This is a genomic window from Micromonospora sp. NBS 11-29 (assembly GCF_002140155.1).
GTDB lineage: Bacteria > Actinomycetota > Actinomycetes > Mycobacteriales > Micromonosporaceae > Micromonospora.
On the sequence record NZ_NAPR01000013.1, the window covers coordinates 836,228 to 855,455 of the forward strand.

At 73.2% G+C, this 19,228-nt stretch carries 16 protein-coding genes and 3 pseudogenes; 14 read left to right on the forward strand and 5 right to left on the reverse strand.

The window, feature by feature from the left end; all coding sequences use genetic code 11:
- Positions 1 to 652 (forward strand): annotated as a pseudogene (locus B1205_RS31905) (DivIVA domain-containing protein); the annotation flags it as partial.
- A gap of 72 nt (positions 653 to 724) precedes the next feature.
- On the opposite strand, the gene B1205_RS20325 reads toward B1205_RS31905, so the two are convergent.
- Positions 725 to 949 carry a DUF2631 domain-containing protein gene (locus B1205_RS20325; RefSeq protein WP_089157015.1) on the reverse strand — a complete coding sequence of 75 codons (225 nt, stop codon included), beginning with the start codon at positions 947 to 949 and terminating at the stop codon, positions 725 to 727.
- Positions 950 to 1,127: 178 nt separating this feature from the next.
- Between B1205_RS20325 and B1205_RS20330 the strand changes: the two genes are divergently transcribed.
- The gene (locus B1205_RS20330; protein WP_089157016.1) at positions 1,128 to 2,705 is read left to right on the forward strand and encodes a Rieske 2Fe-2S domain-containing protein; all 1,578 of its coding nucleotides are present in this window, start codon (positions 1,128 to 1,130) and stop codon (positions 2,703 to 2,705) included.
- Positions 2,706 to 2,727: 22 nt separating this feature from the next.
- Positions 2,728 to 3,660: a pyridoxamine 5'-phosphate oxidase family protein gene (locus B1205_RS20335; RefSeq protein ID WP_089157109.1), complete on the forward strand. Its 933-nt coding sequence runs from the start codon at positions 2,728 to 2,730 to the stop codon at positions 3,658 to 3,660.
- 4 nt (positions 3,661 to 3,664) lie between these two features.
- Here the strand turns inward: B1205_RS20335 and B1205_RS20340 are convergent, their stop codons facing one another.
- Positions 3,665 to 5,305, reverse strand: coding sequence for a phytoene desaturase family protein (locus tag B1205_RS20340; protein ID WP_441338520.1), 1,641 nt, complete (start codon positions 5,303 to 5,305; stop codon positions 3,665 to 3,667).
- Positions 5,306 to 5,373: 68 nt separating this feature from the next.
- On the opposite strand from B1205_RS20340, the gene B1205_RS20345 reads away from it, so the two are divergent.
- Entirely contained in the window at positions 5,374 to 5,820 is a 447-nt protein-coding gene (locus tag B1205_RS20345; RefSeq protein WP_089157017.1) for a 50S ribosomal protein L7/L12, read from the forward strand.
- A gap of 42 nt (positions 5,821 to 5,862) precedes the next feature.
- Here B1205_RS20345 and B1205_RS20350 read toward each other — a convergent pair whose 3' ends face one another.
- Positions 5,863 to 6,705 carry a YhjD/YihY/BrkB family envelope integrity protein gene (locus B1205_RS20350; protein WP_089157018.1) on the reverse strand — a complete coding sequence of 281 codons (843 nt, stop codon included), beginning with the start codon at positions 6,703 to 6,705 and terminating at the stop codon, positions 5,863 to 5,865.
- 153 nt (positions 6,706 to 6,858) lie between these two features.
- Between B1205_RS20350 and B1205_RS20355 the strand changes: the two genes are divergently transcribed.
- On the forward strand, positions 6,859 to 8,088 hold the full coding sequence (locus B1205_RS20355) for a PP2C family protein-serine/threonine phosphatase (protein ID WP_089157110.1): 1,230 nt from the start codon (positions 6,859 to 6,861) through the stop codon (positions 8,086 to 8,088).
- Here B1205_RS20355 and B1205_RS20360 read toward each other — a convergent pair.
- Positions 8,054 to 8,389, reverse strand: a complete 336-nt coding sequence (locus B1205_RS20360; protein ID WP_369597303.1) for a hypothetical protein — start codon at positions 8,387 to 8,389, stop codon at positions 8,054 to 8,056. The two genes, B1205_RS20355 and B1205_RS20360, sit on opposite strands and share 35 nt — an antisense overlap.
- 230 nt (positions 8,390 to 8,619) lie before the next feature.
- Between B1205_RS20360 and B1205_RS20365 the strand changes: the two genes are divergently transcribed.
- The 7 genes and pseudogenes from B1205_RS20365 to ispG all read left to right on the forward strand — a co-directional run bounded on the left by B1205_RS20365 (position 8,620) and on the right by ispG (position 14,055).
- Positions 8,620 to 9,426, forward strand: coding sequence for a helix-turn-helix domain-containing protein (locus tag B1205_RS20365; protein WP_089157019.1), 807 nt, complete (start codon positions 8,620 to 8,622; stop codon positions 9,424 to 9,426).
- Entirely contained in the window at positions 9,417 to 9,617 is a 201-nt protein-coding gene (locus B1205_RS20370; protein WP_089157020.1) for a DUF397 domain-containing protein, read from the forward strand. Before B1205_RS20365 ends, B1205_RS20370 begins: the two co-directional genes overlap by 10 nt.
- A gap of 202 nt (positions 9,618 to 9,819) precedes the next feature.
- A complete protein-coding gene (locus B1205_RS20375; RefSeq protein WP_089157112.1) occupies positions 9,820 to 10,017 on the forward strand; it encodes a hypothetical protein in 198 nt (65 codons plus the stop codon).
- 178 nt (positions 10,018 to 10,195) lie between these two features.
- Positions 10,196 to 10,399, forward strand: a complete 204-nt coding sequence (locus tag B1205_RS29900) for a hypothetical protein (RefSeq protein ID WP_176308692.1) — start codon at positions 10,196 to 10,198, stop codon at positions 10,397 to 10,399.
- A 124-nt stretch (positions 10,400 to 10,523) separates the two neighbouring features.
- Positions 10,524 to 11,738: a 1-deoxy-D-xylulose-5-phosphate reductoisomerase gene (dxr, locus tag B1205_RS20385; protein ID WP_089157113.1), complete on the forward strand. Its 1,215-nt coding sequence runs from the start codon at positions 10,524 to 10,526 to the stop codon at positions 11,736 to 11,738.
- Positions 11,735 to 12,870: pseudogene (locus B1205_RS20390) on the forward strand (M50 family metallopeptidase). The gene dxr and the pseudogene B1205_RS20390 overlap by 4 nt, the downstream one beginning before the upstream one ends.
- Positions 12,871 to 12,879: 9 nt before the next feature.
- Positions 12,880 to 14,055, forward strand: a complete 1,176-nt coding sequence (gene ispG, locus B1205_RS20395; protein WP_089157021.1) for a flavodoxin-dependent (E)-4-hydroxy-3-methylbut-2-enyl-diphosphate synthase — start codon at positions 12,880 to 12,882, stop codon at positions 14,053 to 14,055.
- Between the two features lie 58 nt (positions 14,056 to 14,113).
- Here the strand turns inward: ispG and B1205_RS20400 are convergent, their stop codons facing one another.
- Positions 14,114 to 14,710, reverse strand: coding sequence for a PadR family transcriptional regulator (locus B1205_RS20400; protein ID WP_441338521.1), 597 nt, complete (start codon positions 14,708 to 14,710; stop codon positions 14,114 to 14,116).
- A gap of 125 nt (positions 14,711 to 14,835) precedes the next feature.
- Here B1205_RS20400 and B1205_RS20405 point away from each other — a divergent pair.
- Positions 14,836 to 15,620: pseudogene (locus B1205_RS20405) on the forward strand (GNAT family N-acetyltransferase).
- Positions 15,621 to 15,707: 87 nt separating this feature from the next.
- Positions 15,708 to 19,202: an ATP-binding cassette domain-containing protein gene (locus B1205_RS20410; RefSeq protein ID WP_089157022.1), complete on the forward strand. Its 3,495-nt coding sequence runs from the start codon at positions 15,708 to 15,710 to the stop codon at positions 19,200 to 19,202.
- The last annotated feature ends 26 nt before the right edge of the window (positions 19,203 to 19,228 follow it).

The window sequence follows — 19,228 nt, forward strand, 5'->3', positions numbered from 1 at the left end:
CGGTCCCGGCGGTTACGGCCCGGACGACCGCTTCGACGGTTTCGAGGCCGGCCGGCACGGCCGCGCCGACATGACGGCCGAGATCCGGATGTCCGAGCGTGACCTGCGGGAGCTGCGCGGACGCGGTCCGGTCGGCCCGCCCGCGCTGCCGCCCGCGGGTTACGGTGCCCCGAAGCCCGGTTACGGCGCCCCGGAGCCGGGCTACGACCGACCGGAGCCCGGCTACGACCGGCCCGAGCCGGGCTACGACCGGCCCGAGCCCGGCTATGACAGGCCCGAGCCCGGCTACGGGCCGTCGGATCAGGGTTACGGTCCCGGCCCCTCGATGACCGGCCCGCCGCTGGTCGGCCCGCCGGCCGCCGGCCCCCCGATGGTGGGGCCGCCGCTGGCCGGTCCGCCCGGCAGCGACCTGCACCGGGTGGACCAGATCCGGCGCGGCTTCCAGGTCCGCCGGTTCGGCAGCGGGTACGACCCGGACCAGGTCGACCGGTTCTTCGACACGCTGCTCGGCGGCATGCAGGGGCGCAACGCGATGCCGGTGAATCCGAAGGATCTCGACACGCTGCGCTTCGGGCTGGTGCCCGGCGGCTACTTCGAGGCGGAGGTCGACGCCGCGCTCAAGGACGTGCAGGAGATCCTGCTCGGCCGCTGAACCGACTCCCGACGACGAAGGGCCCGCCCCGGTGAGGGGACGGGCCCTTCCACGTACCGCTGACGCCGTGCGTCAGGACCGCAGGCCGTTGCGGCGCAGCACCGCGTCGCCGATGACGACGGCGAGCAGCAGCGCGGCGATGCCGAGCAGCCAGATGTCCTCCACCCGGCCCTCCTCGGTGCCGCAGAACGCCATCAACACCAGGGCCACCGCCGACAGCACCGCCCCGATCCGCCCGGACCTGCGGTGCCCGGGCTTGTGCTGATCTGGCGCGGTTACCGGCTCGTCTCCTGCCACTGTCGGTCCTTCCCTCGCGATCGGATCTCCGATCAGTCTGGCACGCCCCCGACCGGGGCCGGCGCAGGGTCCGACCTGACCGGGGCGGATGGGCACTACCGGCGTCGCGGGACGGCGACCAGACTGCCTCCGGTAGCGTTCCTGACGTACACCTGATGTCTTTTTGAGGGGGACTGCGGTGCGAGTGACCGGTACGGGCCATGCCAGCATGCGGATCGACACGCCCGCGGGCAGCATCCTGTGCGACCCCTGGGTCAATCCCGCCTACTTCGCCTCGTGGTTCCCCTTCCCCGACAACTCGCAGCTCGACTGGGCGACGCTGGGCCAGGTCAGTTACCTGTACGTGTCGCACCTGCACCGGGACCACTTCGACGCGAAGCACCTGCGCGACGTCATCTCCAAGGACGCGACCGTCCTGCTGCCCGAGTTCCCCACCTCGGAGATGGAGGACGAGCTGCGGGAGCTGGGCTTCACGAAGTTCCTCAAGGCCCCGAACGAGCAGGTGGTGGAGCTGCCCGGCGGCCTGAAGATCATGATCCAGGCGTTGACCAGCCCGACCGACGGCCCGATCGGCGACTCGTCGCTCTGGGTGGAGTACGACGGTGTCCGCCTGCTCAACCAGAACGACGCCCGCCCGACCGACCTGACCGTCTTCGCCGAGCTGGGCCACGTGCACGCGCACCTGCTCCAGTTCTCCGGCGCGATCTGGTACCCGATGGTCTACGAGCTGCCGCAGGCGGCGAAGACGGCGTTCGGCAAGCAGAAGCGGGACCGCCAGTTCGACCGGACCTGGCGCTACATCGACGACCTGAAGGCCGACCACGTCTTCCCGATCGCCGGGCCGCCCTGCTTCCTCGACGACGAGCTGTGGCAGTTCAACGACATCTTCGGCGACGAGGGCAACATCTTCCCCGACCAGTCGGTGTTCCTGGCGGAGTACGCGAAGGTCGGCGGCACCAACGGCATCGTGCTGCTGCCGGGCAGCGTCGCGGAGATCACCACCGAGGGCGCGACCACCACCCACCCGCAGCCGGTCGAGGAGTTCTTCGCGAACAAGGCCGCCCACCTGGAGGAGATGCGGGAGCGCAAGCGCCCGATCATCGAGGCCGAGAAGGCGTCCTGGCGGCACCCGGAGATCAACGTGCTGGGCGAGATGAAGCGCCGGATCGAGCCGCTGCTCGACGAGTCGATCTACCTGGCCAAGGGCGTCGGCGGCCCGGTCCGCTTCGACCTCGTGGGCTACGACGGAAGCGACGTCGAGTCGATCGTGGTCGACTTCCCGGGCAAGGAGGTCCGGCCGTACGCGGACGAGAAGGTCCGCTACCGGTTCCGCACCGAGCGGGCGCTGATCGAGCACCTGCTGCACATCGGCGAGGTGGACTGGGTCAACTCGCTCTTCCTCTCCTGCCGGTTCTCCGCGGCCCGGATCGGTCAGTACAACGAGTTCGTCTACGCGTTCTTCAAGTGCCTCTCCACCGAGCGCCTCCAGTACGCCGAGGGCTGGTACGACGAGCACGAGCGCGCGGTCGACGCCGAGGACATCACGCTCGACGACTGGGTGGTGCAGCGGCGCTGCCCGCACCTGAAGGCGGACCTGAGCCGGTTCGGCATCGTCGACGGCGACCAGCTCACCTGCCAGCTCCACGGCTGGAAGTTCGACCTGCCCAGCGGGCGCTGCCTGACCAGCGTCGGGCACAAGATCCGCGCCCACCGGGCCGACGAGGAGAGCGAGGACGTGGCCCAACCGTCGAGCTGAGGCGCTGGCTATGCTGCCGGCCATGCCCCTGTCTCCCGGCACCATCGCACCCGGATCGGCGCTCGGCACGGCGATCTCCGCGTACCGCACCTGTGAGCTGGCGACCCTCGCCAAGGACGGTACGCCGGTCGCCTGGCCGACCTCCGGGTTGCTCCGTGCCGACGGCACGATCATGCTCACCACCTCGTTGGGATATCCGCAGAAGGCGTTCAACGTGCGGCGCGACCCCCGGGTGGCGCTGCTCTTCTCCGATCCCACGGCCAGTGGGCTGACGCAACCGGAACAGATCCTCGTGCGCGGCACGGCGCAGTGCCCCGACGAGGTGCACACCGAGCCGACCGGGGATCTGGGCGTCTTCTGGGCCCAGATGTTCCAGCGTCAGCCGGCCTGCCGGAAGTACCTCGACTGGCCGGCGACGTCGGTCACCGACTTCTACTTCATGCGGCTGCTGATCACCGTCACCCCGACCGAGGTGACCACCCGCCCCCTCCCGCCCACCACCGGGGCTGGCGCGGCGTCGGTCGACGGCGGGTCGCTGGTCGGCGCGGAGGTGCTGGCGGCGTACCCGAGTGTGGTGCTGGCGGCGCGCGATGCCGCCGGGGCGCCGCTGCTTGTCCGCACCACCGCGACCGCCGGCGCGGACGGCTACCGGGTGGTGGTGCCGGACGGGGTGGACCCGGCCGAGGGGGCGGCGACCCTGCTGGTCCACCGGCACGACGAGCAGTTGTGGAATCTGCACAACGCCAACGTGCGCGGTGAGTTGGTCCGCGGCGCCGACGGTTGGACGCTGCGCCCCGGGCGACTGGTCGAGCCGGCCGCGCGGCACGAGCCCCGGCTGACGGACTCACTGCGCACCGTGCGTACCACTCGGGCCGCGACCCGGCGCTACCTGGATCGGCGTGGCTGGCCGCGTCCCACCGTCCCCTGGGCGGCCTACCGCGCCCTGCGCCCCTGAGGTGTTAAAAGGGGGCCCCGCCTATACCGGAGGCGTTAACCGGGGCCCCCGCCTTACCGCACGTCGGTGAGGATGCGGCGGGCCGCGTTTNGGCGCCGATCACGCTGCCCGCCGGGTGGCAGCCGGCGCTGCCCGCGTAGACGCCGTCGACCCCTGTGGCGTACGGCATCCGGTCGGTGAACGACACCGTGTTGTCGACGTGGTGGATGTGCCCGCCGGTGATGCCGAAGTGCGCCTCGATGCCGGGCGGGGGCAGCGGCACCGCGTCCGCGACCAGGTCACCGGTACCCGGGGCGTACCGCTCGCAGATGCCGATCAACCGCTCGACGTACCCGGGAAGCGCCGCGTCCCACGTCGTGCCGACCGGCTCGTAGGGCACCGACTGGACGAACAGCGCCGACGAGTGGTGCCCGGCCTCGTCGGACAGCGACGGGTCGACCGTGGTGTGCAGGTACCACTCGATGGTCGGCTCGTCCGGTAGCCGCCCGGCCCGCACGTCCGCCCACATGCCGCGCAGCGCGGCCATCGGCGACTCCCCGCCGGCGCCGACCAGCGAGGCCGAGCCGGGGAGCAGGTGGATGGTCGAGCCGAACGGGCTCGGCGCGTCGGCCGGCAGGCAGGAGAAGCGCGGCAGGCCGGTGAGCGCCAGGTTGAGCTTGAGCGTGGTGCCGGGCCGGCGGGCCGCCGCCATCCGCGCGCCCAGCTCCGCCGGGAGTGCGCCGTCGGGCAACAGCTCCATCAGCCGGTACGGGTCACAGGCCCCGAGCACCACGGACGCGCCGACCTGCCGTCCGTCGGCCAGCACCACGCCCGACGCGGCGCCGCCGTCCAACGTGATCGCGGTGACCGGTGCGCCGGTGACGATGCGGGCGCCCGCGCCCCGGGCGGCGTCGGCGAACGTCCGGGACACGGTGCCCATCCCGCCCCGGGCGATCATCCAGGTGCCGCCCGCGCCGGGCAGCCGGCACATGTTGTGCACCAGGAAGTTGTGCCCGGTGCCCGGGTCGTCCGGGCCGGCGTTGAGTCCGGACAGGCCGTCGGTCACCGCGTACATGCTGACCAGCAGCTCGGAGCGGAAGCCGAAGCGGGCCAGGTAGTCGGCGACGGAGCCGCGCACGAGGTCCACGAAGACCTGCCGCAGCGCCGGCCGGACGTACCGCTCGGCGGTCTCCTCGACCGGCAGCGGCTCGGCCAGCCACGCCGGCGCGAGGTCGTCGCGGAGCTGGGCCAGCTCGGCCTGGAGCGCGTCGTCGGCGGCCACGTCCGCCGCCGAGAACATCTCCGCGAGCTGCCGCCGGCTGGCCGCGGTGTCGCTGCCGAAGAGGAGGTACGGCGAGCCGGGCCCGCCCGGCGTGGGCAGGAAGTAGTGCGGGTCGCGCCGCAGCACCGGGATGCTCACGTCGAGCGTGGCGAGCAGTTCCGGCGGCATCAGTCCGAGCAGGTACGACCCGGTGGAGTGGCGCAGTCCGGGCACCTTCGGGAAGGGGCTCTCGGTGCGGGTGGCCCCGCCGATCACCTCGGCCGCCTCCAGCACCAGCACGTCGAGGCCGGCGCGGGCCAGCAGGGTCGCCGAGACCAGGCCGTTGTGCCCGGCGCCGACCACGACGACGTCGGCGCGGGTGGGCAGCTCGTTGCGCTCGCTCATGCGACCGGAGCCTAGTGCCGGGCGGTCCCCGGTGGGAGGGTTCGCGGCGGGCCGCTACCGTGGGCCGCATGCCCGAGGCTGTCCCGTTCGCCCTCCTGGCGGTGCTCGTCGTGCTGCTGGTCGTGCTCGCGTCGCGGCGCGGTCGCCCGCGTGATCTGGTCGCGCCGGATCCGGCCACCGGCGGTGGGCAGGCCGAGGTGCTCCGGCTGGCGCGCGCGGGGCGGACGGTCGAGGCGGTCCGGTTGCTCCGCCGGCAGACCGGGCTGTCGCTGCTGGCGGCGAAGCAGACGGTGGACCTGCTGGTGGCCGGTGGCACGCCCCCGGCCGGCGGGCTGACCGGGGCCGGCGGGCTCTCCAAGACCGGCGGGCTCTCCGGGGCCGGCGTCGAGGCCGGGGTACGGGCCGAGGTGGCCCGGCTCGCCCACGGCGGCCGGAAGATTCAGGCGATCAAGCTGCTGCGGGAGCACACCGGCTGGTCGCTGGTCGAGGCGAAGCGCTACGTCGAGCGTCTCTGACGTCGGCGTGCGGCCTGTTCCGCCGCTGGCCGGCGGGACCGTTCAGGGGCGGGCCGCCAGCCGGGCGGCCCGCCACCGGCCCAGCGCCAGCGTGGCCGAATAGCCGGCCAGCACGATCACATGGAACAGGTAGAGCCAGAGCAGCACCGCCACGCCGCCGCCGATCTCGTCGAACCCGCCGAAGGGCACGCCCAGGTCCAGCGGCAGCGAGCAGAACAGCACGAAGCCGTGCAGGAAACCGGAGAGGTTCGCCGCGGTGAACGAGCCCATGCCCAGTGTGGCGAGCCAGTCCGGGGAGGCCGGGCCGACGACCCGGAACACCCACACCAGCACCGGCGTCAACACCAGCCATACGGCGAGGAACGACAGCACCACGCCGAGCGCGCCGATCCAGCCGCCCTGGCGCACCAGCCGGGTGGTCAGCGGCAGCGCCAGCAGGATGGACAGCAGCAGCGCCGGTGCCGGCGCGAGCAGCGGGAGCAGCAGCAGCCGGCCCCGCCAGCCGACCAGCGCGCCGGACTCGCCGCGCGGCTCGGCCACCGAGACGAACGCCCGGCGCAGCCCTTCGCCGTAGAGCGAGGCCGGCAGCAGCGACGCCAGGGCCAGCAGCGGGGTCAGCCCCAACCCGGCCTCGACCAGCGCGGCCACTGCCCGGTTCGCACCGATCTCGGTAGGCAGCGTGTCGATCGCGTACCCGGTGAGCCGGCGCACCCGGTCGGCCCCGGCGAGCAGCCCGGTGAGCCAGATCGCCAGCAGCGCCACCGGCACCACCGCGATCGCGCCGTAGAACGTGATCGCGGCGGCGTGCAGCGAGAGGTCCCGGCCACGGACCGGCCGGAACGCCGCCGCCGTGATCCGTTTCGTTCGCTGCCACCCGTCGCCCATCGCCCCCTCGTTCCCCGCGCGGCGGCCCGGCACGCATCACGATCCGGCGTCATGATGATCGCCTCGACCGGACGACTGCATCACGCGGTGCGCCCGCGCGTTGGCGGTTCGCCGTCGGCCTCCCTACGGTGGTGGGGACACGGGGAGGTGCGGATGGTCGACGGCGGCGACGCGGCGCGTTGGCTGCACCTCAACGCGCCCCGTGGCGGGCCGGACGAGCTGTCGCTCCTGGTGAGCAGGGCGGCGCCCGCGATCGGGGCCACCGACATGGTGATCTACCTGGCCGACTACACGCAGTCCTCGCTCGTGCCCCTGCTCGGCGCGGGCTCGTCCGGGGCCGAGCTGACGATCGACTCGACGCTGGCCGGTCGGGCGTTCACCAGCCTTGAGGTGCAGCGCGCACCCGAGGACCCGGATCGGCTCTGGGTGCCCCTGCTGCTCGGCTGTGAACGGTTGGGCGTGCTGGAGATCGTGTCGCCCAGCGCCGGCGACCCCGCGCAGGACCGGCCGGCCTGGGAGGTGGCGGTCGCCGTCGCCCAGGTCCTGGTGAACCGCCGGCTCTACGGCGACGTCGTCGAACGCATCCGCCGTCGCCTGCCGATGCAGGTCGCCGCCGAGACCGTGTGGGGGCTGCTGCCGCCGCTGACGTTCGCGACCGACGACCTGGTGATCACCGCCATCCTCGAACCGTGTTACGACGTCGGCGGCGACATCTTCGACTACGCGCTCAACGGTGACGTGCTCAGTGTCGGGCTCTTCGACACCTGCGGGCACGGGATCAAGGCGAGCGCGATGGCCTCGCTCGTGGTCAGCGCGTACCGCAACGCCCGGCGTACCGGCCTCGACCTGGTCGACACGGCGATCAGCATCGACAGGTGGGTGCGCTCCGAGCACCGCGGCCTGTTCGCGACCGCGCTGCTCGCCGAGCTGGACCGGCGGACCGGCCTGCTGAGGATCATCAACGCCGGTCACCCGGGCGCCATGCTGCTCCGCGACGGCAAGGCCGTCCGGGCGCTGCCCGGGCCGACGGCGCTGCCGCTCGGGCTGGGCAACCTGTCGCCGAGGCGTCCGCGGGTGCACGAGGAGGCGCTGCACCCGGGCGACCGCGTCCTCGCCTACACCGACGGCATCACCGACGCGCGCGGCGCCGACGGGGAACGGTTCGGGCTGGACCGGCTGGTCGACTTCGTCGAGCGCGCTCTCAACGACCGGCTGCCCAGCCCGGAGACGATGCGCCGGCTGGTGCGCGCCGTCCTCGTCTACCAGCAGGAGCAGCTCGACGACGACGCCACCGCGCTGATCCTGGAGTGGCAGCCACCGCACCTGCCGCTGGGGCACCTGGAACACCTCACGGCCTCGGACGGGGGGACGACGCTCCGGTAGCCTCCGCCCTCGTCGGCCGGGGCGCGCGGGCCGGCCACGGTCGGGTCCAGCCGATGAACCGGGCGAAGTACTCGGCCGGGTCGACCTCGCCGGACCCGACCCGCAGGGCGTCGGCGATCGCGTCGTGCATCAGCACGCAGAGGTAGACGGCCAGGCCGGCGTGGTCGTGCGCGTACTCCCGGCGCAGCCGCAGTTTGGCCGGCGGGCACGGCCACGGCGCGGCGCACGCCCGGCACCGCCAGGCGGGCCGGATCGCCAGGTGCCGGGCCAGCACGTCCGGGCCGGGCGCGACGACGCTCACCGCGCGACGTCCGGGCGCGACGCGGCCACCCCGACCAACGGGGTACGCGGCCGTGGGCCGCCGTGGGCCGGCCGTTCGTCCGGGTGCGGCTCCACCCCGGTCACCTCGCTCATGCCTTCTCCTCCCTCGCGCCTGTTCACACTCTGGTGTGAACGCGACTACGGTCGGAAGGGGGCGGTCGCTCTCAGCCCGGCCGTGCCGATCGACTGTTCAACTGTGGTGGAGGTGTGATGGACGGCGGCTCGGTGTCGACGCTGGAGTTCCTCGGGGCGGAGTTGCGCCGCGCCCGCCGGGAGCACGGGCTCAGCCAGGAGGACCTGGCCCAGCAGATCAGCTATTCGGCCTCGTTGGTCGGCATGGTGGAGATCGGCCATCGCACGCCCTCGCAGGACTTCGTGGCCCGGGTGGACGCGGCGTTGACGGCCGGTGGTCTCTTCGGGCGGCTGCTCACGCTGGTACGCGCCGACGCCGCGCCGCCGTGGCTCCGGGAGTGGATCAGCGTCGAGCGGGAGGCGACGTTGATCCGCTGGTTCGAGCCGTCGCTCGTGCCCGGTCTGGTGCAGACCGAGGCGTACGCCCGGGCGGTGCTGCGCGGCGGCCGGATGCTGCGGGAGAGCGAGGTCGAGCAGCGGATCACGTCCCGGATGGAGCGGCAGGCGGTGCTGGGCCGGGAGACGCCGCCGGAGGTGGTGGCTGTGGTCGACGAGGCGGCGCTGCGCCGGGCGGTGGGGGAGCCGGCGGTGATGGTGGAGCAGTTCGAGCACCTGCTGCGGGTGACCGAGCAGCCGAACGTCACCGTGCACGTCGTGCCCGCCGACGCGGGCATGCACGCCGGCCTGGCCGGTCCGTTCATCCTGGCCCGCACGCCCGACGGCGGCGAGGTGGCCCACCTGGACAACGCGCTGCGGGCGCACGTCACCGACCGGCCGGAGGACGTGGATAATCTTCGCCGCAGGTGGGAGAGCCTGCGGGGCGAGGCGCTGCCCCGCCGGGCCTCCCGGGAGCTGATCCGGAAGTTGGCGAAGTCATGGACCTGACCGGCGCGCTCTGGCGCACGTCCACCCGCAGCGACAACGGCGGCTCCACCTGCGTCGAGGTGGCCACCAACCTCCCGCACGTGGTGGGGGTGCGGGACAGCACAGACCGCCGCGGTCCCGTGCTCACCTTCCACCCTGCGGCCTGGACGACCTTCCTCCGCTTCACCCCTGCCCCGCCATCCCCGCGCTGATCATGAAGTTGGCAGCCGCAATCGGGACGATCGGCACCGCCAACTTCATGATCACGAGGGGGCGGGCGATCAAGATTGCTCGCACCTGCTGTGCGAGTGAGGGCTGTCGGAACACGAGAGGGTGAGCGGCGAGTAGACCAGGTCGATGGTCGTCAGGTGGAAGAATGGGGCGTCCGGTGGGGTGGAGAAGGTGAGTGCCGTCATGTCGACCAACGCGGAGCAGAATCCGGACTGGCTGGGCACGGCGCATGTGCCGGCCGACGAACTCGCACGTCGTCAAGGCGTCAAGCCGGTCGCCAACCTTGACGAACTGGCTCGTCCCGAGCTGTTCGAGTCCGACGACGAGTTGGATCGCTTTCTCGCCGACCTTTACGCCTCGCGGCGCGAGGGCATGGCGTGAGCATTGTCGTCCTGGACACCGACGTGGCGTCGGCGATCCTGCGGGGCCGGGTCGATGAACGGCTGCGGGCGCGGCTTACCGGCCAGGCCCTCGGCATCACCTTCGTGACACTCGGAGAGCTCACCAAGTGGACCGTGGCGCGCAGTTGGGGGCCGCGAAAGTTGGCCGACCTTGGGCGGTGGCGGCGGAGTCTGGTCCTGCTGCCCTCCGGGTCGACCTGCGCAACCGGGTGCCGGCACTCGCGCTCTACGAGCTGGTCGACGACGACTACCGGCCGCTGGCCGCCGCGGCGGCCGGGACCACGTTCGTGATGCGGCAGCCGTTCGAGTTCAGCATCGACCCGGCCGACCTGCTCGACGAGGAGGCGCCCGAGTCCGGGTGACCATGATCTACACCGGCTCGGCGAGGTAGCGGGGTCGGAGGTGCGCGGAGTGCGCCACCTCGGGGAAGTGGAGTCGATCAAGGGTCGGGGCGGGGCGGGTGACGCGCTGGGGGACAATGGGCGGGTGACCACTCCGCGGGATCTCGTGCTGCTCGGCTCCACCGGCTCCGTCGGCACCCAGGCCATCGACATCGTGAAGCGCAATCCGGGCCGGTTCCGGGTGGTCGCCCTCGGCGCGGGCGGCGGAAACGTGGAACTGCTCGCCGCGCAGGCGCTGGAGCTGGGCGTGGACGCGGTCGGGGTGGCCCGGGCATCCGCCGCGCAGGACCTCCAGCTCGCGTTCTACGCCGAGGCGAGCCGGCGCGGCTGGGCCACCGGCGACTTCAAGCTGCCCAAGATCGTGGCCGGGCCGGACGCGATGACCGAGCTGGCGCAGTGGCCGTGCGACGTGGTGCTCAACGCTGTGGTCGGTTCGCTGGGCCTGCCGCCGACGCTGGCCGCGCTGCGCGCCGGGCGTACCCTCGCGCTGGCCAACAAGGAGTCGCTCGTGGCCGGCGGCCCGCTGGTCAAGGCCGCGGTGACGCGGCCGGGGCAGATCGTTCCGGTCGACAGTGAGCACTCGGCGTTGGCGCAGTGCCTGCGTGGCGGCGCCCGGGGTGAGGTGCGCCGGCTCGTGGTCACCGCCAGCGGCGGCCCGTTCCGGGGCCGGCGGCGCGACGAGTTGACCGAGGTCACGCCGGAGCAGGCGCTGGCGCACCCGACCTGGAACATGGGGCCGGTCGTCACGATCAACTCCGCCACCATGGTGAACAAGGCGCTGGAGGTGATCGAGGCGCACGAGCTGTTCGACGTGCCGTACGCGGACATCAAGGTGATGGTCCACCCGCAGTCGGTGATCCACTCGATGGTCGAGTTCGTCGACGGCTCCACCCTCGCCCAGGCCAGCCCGCCGGACATGCGGCTGCCCATCGCGCTCGGCATCGGCTGGCCGGACCGGGTGCCCGAGGCCGCCGCCGCGGTCGACTGGACCGCGGCGCACACCTGGGAGTTCGCGCCGCTCGACGACGCCGCCTTCCCCGCGGTGGCGCTGGCCAAGGCGGCCGGCGAGGCCGGGCGCTGCCGGCCGGCGATCTACAACGCGGCGAACGAGGAGTGCGTGGCCGCGTTCGTGGCCGGCCGGCTGCCGTTCCTGGGCATCGTCGACACCCTCGGGCGGGTCCTGGAGGACGCTCCCGATTTCGACGAACCGGGTACCGTCGAGGACGTGCTCGCCGCCGAGTCGTGGGCACGGGCGCACGCCCAGGAGATCATCGTCGGGTCAGTGGAAGGAGCTCGATGAGCTATCTGCTCGGGGTGGTGCTGTTCGCCCTGGCGATCCTCATCTCGGTGAGCCTGCACGAGGCGGGGCACATGCTCACCGCCAAGGCGTTCGGGATGAAGGTCACGCGTTACTTCGTCGGCTTTGGTCCGACGCTCTGGTCGGTCAAGCGCGGCGAGACCGAGTACGGCATCAAGGGCATTCCGCTCGGCGGCTTCTGCAAGATCGTCGGTATGACCCCGCAGGACGACGACGTCGAGCCGGGGGACGAGAAGCGCGCCATGTGGCGCTACCCGGTGTGGAAGCGGACGATCGTGATGTCCGCCGGTTCGATCACCCACTTCGCGCTGGCCCTGGTCACGCTCTGGATCCTCGCGGTCTCGGCCGGCCTGCCGAACCCGAAGTTCCCCAGCACCGAGGCGGGGTTCCGGGCCGAGCCGGCGGTCGTCGCCATCGCGCCGTGCGTGGTGGTGGAGAACGCGGCCCGCGCCTGCCAGGCCGGCGACCCGGCCAGCCCGGCCGCCCAGGCCCAGCTCCGCGACGGCGACCGGATCACCGCGGTGAACGGCCGGCCGGTCTCCACCTGGGGCGACATGCTCGACGTGGTCCGCGGCACGAAGCCCGGCGCGGCCTCCGTGACGTACCTGCGCGACGGCACCCCGGCCACCGCCACGGTCGACCTGGCCTCGGTGCAGCGCCCGCCGCTGGACGACCCGAAGGGCACCACCTCGGCGGTGTCCGCGCTCGGCGTGGCGCTTCAGCCCAGTACCCCGACCCGGGTGGAGTACGGCCCGGTCGGCGCGTTCGGCGCCACCGCCGACTTCACCGGNTCGGCGCCAGCCGGCTCGGCGGCGAGGCCGTGGAGAACAACGCCTGGCTGGTGTTCTTCATGCTCTTCGTGTCGCTGAACTTCTTCATCGGCGTGTTCAATCTGCTGCCGTTGCTCCCGCTGGACGGCGGCCACATCGCCATCGCCTGGTTCGAACGCGCCCGGTCCTGGCTCTACGCGCGGATCGGCCGCACCGACCCGGGCCGCGTCGACTACCTCAAGCTCATGCCCCTCACGTACGCGGTGATCCTGGTCGGTGGCGTGTTCACGCTGCTCACCGTCACCGCGGACGTGGTCAACCCGATCACGCTCTTCTCAAGGTGAGTGCCTGAAGTGACCGCTGTCAGTCTCGGTATGCCCCCCGTACCGCCGCCCCCGCTGGCCCCCCGCCGGGCCAGCCGCCGGATCATGGTCGGTCCGGTGCCGGTCGGTGGCGGCGCACCGGTCTCGGTGCAGTCCATGACCACCACCCTCACCTCCGACGTCAACGCGACACTCCAGCAGATCGCCGAGCTGACCGCGTCCGGCTGCCAGATCGTCCGGGTCGCCGTGCCGTCGCAGGACGACGTCGAGGCGTTGCCGGCGATCGCGAAGAAGTCGCAGATCCCGGTGATCGCCGACATCCACTTCCAGCCGAAGTACGTCTTCGCGGCGATCGACGCCGGCTGCGCCGCGGTCCGGGTGAACCCGGGCAACATCCGGCAGTTCGACGACAAGGTCCGGGAGATCGCCCGGGCGGCCGGTGACGCGGGCGTGCCGATCCGGATCGGTGTGAACGCCGGCTCGCTGGACAAGCGCCTCCTGGCCAAGTACGGCCGGGCCACCGCCGAGGCGCTCGTCGAGTCGGCGCTCTGGGAGTGCTCGCTGTTCGAGGAGCACGGCTTCCGGGACATCAAGATCTCGGTCAAGCACAACGACCCGGTGGTGATGATCCGCGCCTACCGGCAGCTCGCCGAGCAGTGCGACTACCCGCTGCACCTGGGCGTCACCGAGGCCGGCCCGGCGTTCCAGGGCACCATCAAGTCGGCGGTGGCGTTCGGCGCGCTGCTGGCCGAGGGGATCGGCGACACGATCCGCGTTTCGCTCTCCGCGCCGCCGGTCGAGGAGATCAAGGTCGGCAACCAGATCCTGGAGTCGCTGGGCCTGCGCGAGCGCGGCCTGGAGATCGTTTCCTGCCCGTCCTGCGGCCGGGCCCAGGTGGACGTCTACAAGCTGGCCGAGGAGGTCACCGCCGGCCTGGAAGGGCTGCCGGTGCCGCTGCGCGTCGCGGTCATGGGCTGCGTGGTCAACGGTCCGGGTGAGGCCCGCGAGGCCGACCTGGGCGTGGCGTCCGGCAACGGCAAGGGCCAGATCTTCGTCAAGGGCAAGGTCGTCAAGACCGTGCCGGAGGCGCAGATCGTGGAGACGCTGATCGAGGAGGCGCTGCGGATCGCCGACGAGATGGGCGCCGAGATCCCCGAGGAGTTGCGTGACCTGATGCCGGGCGGCGCCACGGTCACCGTGCACTGAGTCCGACGTCGGAAAGGGCGGCCGCCGGTTGGGGGCCGCCCTTTCGCGTACGCCGGGTCTACTCGGATTCGGCGAGGATGGCGTAGAGCTTGCGCCGGGTCTCGTCGAGCACCTGGGCGGCCCGCGCCCGCTGGTCGTCGGTGCCGGTCGTCATCACCTGCCGCAGCGCGTTCATCGCCTGCGATCCGGCGTCGCGGATGTCGTGCCAGCTGTTGACCGTCTGCTCGGCGAACTCGGCCCAGGGCGGGGTCTGGGCCGCCTCGGTGGCCTCGGCCTGCCCCTGCTCGGTGAGGGCGAACCGCTTGCGCCCGCCGTCGGAGTCGGCGGCGGTGGCGATGACGCCCTCGTCCTCCAGCAGTTGCAGCGTCGGGTAGATCGAGCCGGGGCTGGGCCGCCAGGCCCCGCCGGTGCGGGAGTCGATCTCCTGGATCATCTCGTAGCCGTGCATCGGCCGTTCGGTGAGCAGGGCCAGCACGGCGCCCCGCACGTTCGGCCGCCGGCCGCGACCCCGCCCGCCCCGGCCGCGCCCGTGACCGTGCGGGCCGGGCGGGAACGGCGGTGGACCCGGGGGTACGGGTGGGAAGACGAAGCCGCCGTGGCGGTGCATCTCCTCGCGCATGTCGTGCATGTGGTGCATGTGTCGACGGAATCCCATCGGACTCTCCCTCTGTTCGGAGCATCGCTGATGCATCAACGATATATCGGCAATGCATCGCCAGCAAGGGGACGGTACCCCGGTCGACCCGCGCGCCCCCCGATGCGTCTGGCAGGCTGGTAACCGTGCTCACGATGCCGGTACGCCAACTGGGGGAGTCGGAGCGCCGCGCGGTCGAGCGGCTGCTCGACCTCGACCCGTACGCCGGGGCGCAGGTCGCCGAGCGGGTGGCGGTGCGCGGGCTGGCCTGGTGGCGGGCCGAGGCGCGGATGCTCGGCTACGGCTCCCGCCGCAACCTGGAGTCGGTCTGCTGGCTGGGCGGCAACCTGACCCCGGTGCTCGCGTCGGAGGCGGCGGTGGCCGCGTTCGCCGAGCAGTTGAGCGCCGAGGAGCGGCTCTGCTCCTCGATCGTGGGCAGCGCCGACGCCGTGCTCGGGCTCTGGGACCGGCTCTCCGCGCACTGGGGGCCGGCCCGGGACGTACGCCCGAACCAGCCGCTGCTGGCCACGGACGCCCTGCCCGCCGTGGCGCCCGACCCGGAGGTGCGGCGGGTCCGCGCCGGCGAGGTCGACCGGCTCTTCCCGGCGGCGGTGGCGATGTACACCGAGGAGGTCGGTGTCTCGCCGCTGGCCGAGGACGACGGACGCGCCTACCGGCGACGGGTGACCGAGCTGGTCCGCGCCGNGTGGTGACCCGGCGCACCGCACAGGTGCAGGGCGTCTGGGTGGCCCCCGAGTGGCGTGGCCGGGGCATCGCCACCGCCGCCATGGCCGCGGTGGTCCGCGACGCGCTCGGCCGGGTCGCGCCCACGGTCAGTCTCTACGTCAACGACTTCAACCTGCCGGCGCGGCGGGTCTACGAGCGCTGCGGCTTCCGCGAGGTCGGCACGCTCGCCACCGTGCTGTTCTGAGGACCGGATAATTCGGTTGAGCCGGCGCGGCCGGACGGTGAGGCTGGGGGCACCGCCCCCACCGATCCGAGTCCGGAGGACCGTCCCATGCGCCTGCTCCGAGACCTCTGGGCCACCGCACCCCGGCGGATGGCGGCCGTGCTGCTGCTGATCGTGCTCGGCGCCGGTGGCCAGGCCGCCGCGTCCGCGCTGGCCGGGCCGGTGCTGGTGCACCGCTCGTCCGGCTGGTTCGCCGCGCTGGCCGTGGCGCTGGTCGCCGCCGTCGTCACCGACCTGGTGATCGGGCTGATCATGGCCCGGCTCACCGCCGACTGGTCCGCCGACGTCCGCCGCCGGCTCTGCCGGGTCGCGCTCGGGCAGGACCTGCCGGCCCTGGAGACCACGCCGGTCGGCGAACTGCTCGACCGGATCGACAACGACGTCTACCAGGTCGCCGCCGAGATGCGGAACACCGGCGTACGCCTGGCGCAGGGCATCGCCGTCTGCGTGCTCGCCACGGTCAGCGCGCTGTTCGTCTGGTGGCCCGCCGGTCTCGGGATGATCCTGCTCACCACCGTGCTGGCCGCCGTGTTGCGCCGGCCCACCGCCCGCATCGCCCCGGCCCGCACCGCCGAGGAGGAGGCGTGGTCCGACCTCGCCGCCGTGATGGAGGAGGCGGTGCACGGCCAGGACGACGTGCGCACCAGCCTCGCCCGGCCGTACGTGCTGCGCCTCTACGCCCGCCGGGCGGCCGAGGTGATCGCCCGGTGCGGCCGGGTCTTCCGGCTCTCCGCCCGGGTCACCGCGGTGGCCACCGGCGGGGCGCGGGTCGGCATCGCCGGCGTGGTGCTGGCCGGCGCGTGGGCGCTCGCCACCGGCCGGGTGGACGCCGCCCGGCTCACCGCCATCTGGCTGCTGGCCATCGCGTTCGGCGCGACCGTCGAGCACATCGCCCGCTGGGTGCCGCACCTGCAACAGGCGTTCGGCGCGTGGGCCCGGGTGCAGTTGCTGGCCGGCGCTGCGCAGGAGCCGGTCGGGGGCGCCGCCCCGGCCGACGGCGACCTGACCGTCCGCGGTCTCACCTACCGCTACCCGGCCGCCGGCGACGAGCGCGGCCCGGCGCTGCGCGACGTGCGGCTCACCTTCACCCGGGGCCGCTCCTACGCGCTGGTCGGACGCACCGGCTCGGGCAAGTCCACGCTGGCCAAGGTGCTCACCCGGGCCGTGGAGGTGCCCCGGGGCACCGTCTTCCTCGGCGACACCGACCTGGTCGACCTGGACGTCGAGGAGCTGCGCCGCTGGATCGCCGTGGTGCCCCAGCGCACCGAGATCCTCGCCGGCACGCTCGCCGAGAACGTCGCGCTCTTCGACCCGGAGCTGCTCGGTGCCGCCGACCGGGCGCTGGCCGAGTTGGGCCTCGCCGGCTGGATCGCCGAGCTGCCCGACGGCGTGCACACCCGGCTCGGCGAGGGCGGTCACGTCCTCTCCGCCGGGCAGGAGCAACTGGTGGCGTTCGCCCGGATCCTGGTCCGGGACCCGCACGTGGTCATCCTCGACGAGGCCACCGCGCGGCTCGACCCGGTCACCGAGAACCGGGTCCGCCAGGCCACCGAACGGCTGCTCACCGACCGGATCGGCATCGTCATCGCGCACCGGCTCTCCTCCGTGCGCCGCTGCGACGAGGTGGTGGTGATGGCCGACGGCGCGGTGCTGGAGGCCGGCCCGATGCGCGAGTCCGCCCGCTTCGCCGAGCTGCTCGCCACCAGCCACGCCGGGGCGTACGCCGGCACCGCCGCCCGCCGCGGCGGCGTCGAACTGCTCGACGCACCCGGCGGGTGGGTCGACGACCCGGTCGCGCCCGCCGCGCCGGTGACCCCGCCGCGTCGCGTCGCGGCGCCGCGCGCCGAACCCCCGCCACCGCCCGCCACGCCGCCCGCCCGGACCATGCGGGAGATCCTCCGGCTGGGCGTCAACGATCCCCGGTACGGCCTGCTCTCGGTCGCCATGTTCACCGTGATGACGGTGCTCGGGCTGGACGGGTCGGTCCTGCCCTGGCTCTGGGCCGACCTGGTCGCCGGCGGCGACCCGTGGCTGCCGGCGCTCGGCATCGCGGCCGCGCTGCTGGTGGTGCTCCCGCTGCCCTACCTGACGAACCTGTGGTTCCCGCACTGGTGGATCCGGCAGATGCTGCGGATCAGCGCCCGGCTGGTGCACGGGCAGACCGGCGCGCGCCGGGTCAGTGGGCACACCCCGGCCGAGGTGGTGGCCCAGGGCGGTGACACCGACCGGGTGGTGCAGCTCGCCGACAACCTGATGGACCAGTTCATCTCGCTGGCCATCGTGCTGACCATGACGCTGGTGACCGGCAGCTTCGTACCGGCGTTGTTCTTCGTCGGCACGATGGTCGTCTCCGGCCTGGCGGCGACGCTGTTCGGGCCCCGGCTGGAACGCACCGCCGCCGGCACCGTGAAGGCCCGCGCCGCGTTCGCCACCGCGCTGGTCTCCTCGCTCTCCGCCGCCCGCACGGTGAAGCTGGCCGGCGCCACCCGCCCGGTGCTGGACCACCTCGCCGGGCTCGACGCGGTGCGCAGCGAGCGCCAGCGGCGGGAGATCGCCATGCAGGTGTGGGCGCGGTCCACCCCGTCCGTCGCCAGTGGGCTGCTGCCGATCGGGGCGTGGGCGCTCTACCTGGCCGGTGGGCTCTCCGCCGGCGCCACGCTGGTCGCCGTCTCCACCCTCGGCGCGGCCCGCTGGTTCGCGTGGACCACCGCGGCGCTGGTGTCGCAGTACCCGTCGGCGCGGGTGTGGACCCGGCGGACCGTGGCGATGACCGGGATGACCACCTACTCGGCTCCGGTACCCGGTCTCGACCTGGTGGCCGGCACCGCGCCCGCGCCCGAGCCGCCGCCCCGGCACCCGTTGCGTCGGCTCGAACTGGCCGGCTTCGGCGCGCTGCACTCCGACGGCACGCTCGCCGTCCGCGACGTCGACCTGGTGGTCGAGCGTGGGCAACTGGTGCTGGTGGTCGGCCCGGTCGGCGCCGGCAAGTCGTCGCTGCTGCGGGCGCTCGCCGGGATCGTGCACCACGTCGGCGCGCTGCGCTGGAACGGCGAGCCGGTCACCGAGCCGGAGATGTTCCTACGACCCAACCAGGTCGGATACGTCGGCCAACTGCCCCGGGTGCTCTCCGGCACGGTGGCCGAGAACATCGCGCTCGGCCACTCCGTCGACGCCGCGAGCGCGGTGTCGACCGCGCAGCTCGAACACGACCTGGCCGCGGCCGGGGGCGGGCTCGGGCTGCTCATCGGCCACAAGGGCACCCGGCTCTCCGGCGGCCAGCTCCAGCGGCTGGCGCTGGCCCGGGCGCTCGCCCCGCGTACCGAACTGCTGGTCGCCGACGACGTCTCCTCGGCGCTGGACGTGACCACGGAGCTGGCGCTCTGGGCGGCGCTGCGCGAACACGGGGTGACCGTGATCGGCTCGACCGCGAAGCGGGCCGCGCTGGTCCGTGCCGACCATGTGGTGGTGCTGATCGACGGCGCGGTCGCCGACCAGGGCACCTGGACCGACCTGGAACCACGCTGGAACCACCTGGCCGGCTGACCTCCCGACCCGCCCCCGAGGGCGGG

Excerpts from the sequence above, each read along its gene's own strand:
- B1205_RS20370 (WP_089157020.1), top strand. The coding sequence starts at position 9,417 with ATGGACCTGACCGGCGCGCTCTGGCGCACGTCCACCCGCAGCGACAAC.
- B1205_RS20375 (WP_089157112.1), top strand. The coding sequence starts at position 9,820 with ATGTCGACCAACGCGGAGCAGAATCCGGACTGGCTGGGCACGGCGCAT.
- B1205_RS20350 (WP_089157018.1), bottom strand. The coding sequence starts at position 6,705 with ATGGGCGACGGGTGGCAGCGAACGAAACGGATCACGGCGGCGGCGTTC.
- B1205_RS20410 (WP_089157022.1), top strand. The coding sequence starts at position 15,708 with ATGCGCCTGCTCCGAGACCTCTGGGCCACCGCACCCCGGCGGATGGCG.
- B1205_RS20355 (WP_089157110.1), top strand. The coding sequence starts at position 6,859 with ATGGTCGACGGCGGCGACGCGGCGCGTTGGCTGCACCTCAACGCGCCC.
- B1205_RS20335 (WP_089157109.1), top strand. The coding sequence starts at position 2,728 with ATGCCCCTGTCTCCCGGCACCATCGCACCCGGATCGGCGCTCGGCACG.
- B1205_RS20345 (WP_089157017.1), top strand. The coding sequence starts at position 5,374 with ATGCCCGAGGCTGTCCCGTTCGCCCTCCTGGCGGTGCTCGTCGTGCTG.
- B1205_RS20365 (WP_089157019.1), top strand. The coding sequence starts at position 8,620 with ATGGACGGCGGCTCGGTGTCGACGCTGGAGTTCCTCGGGGCGGAGTTG.
- B1205_RS20400 (WP_441338521.1), bottom strand. The coding sequence starts at position 14,710 with ATGGGATTCCGTCGACACATGCACCACATGCACGACATGCGCGAGGAG.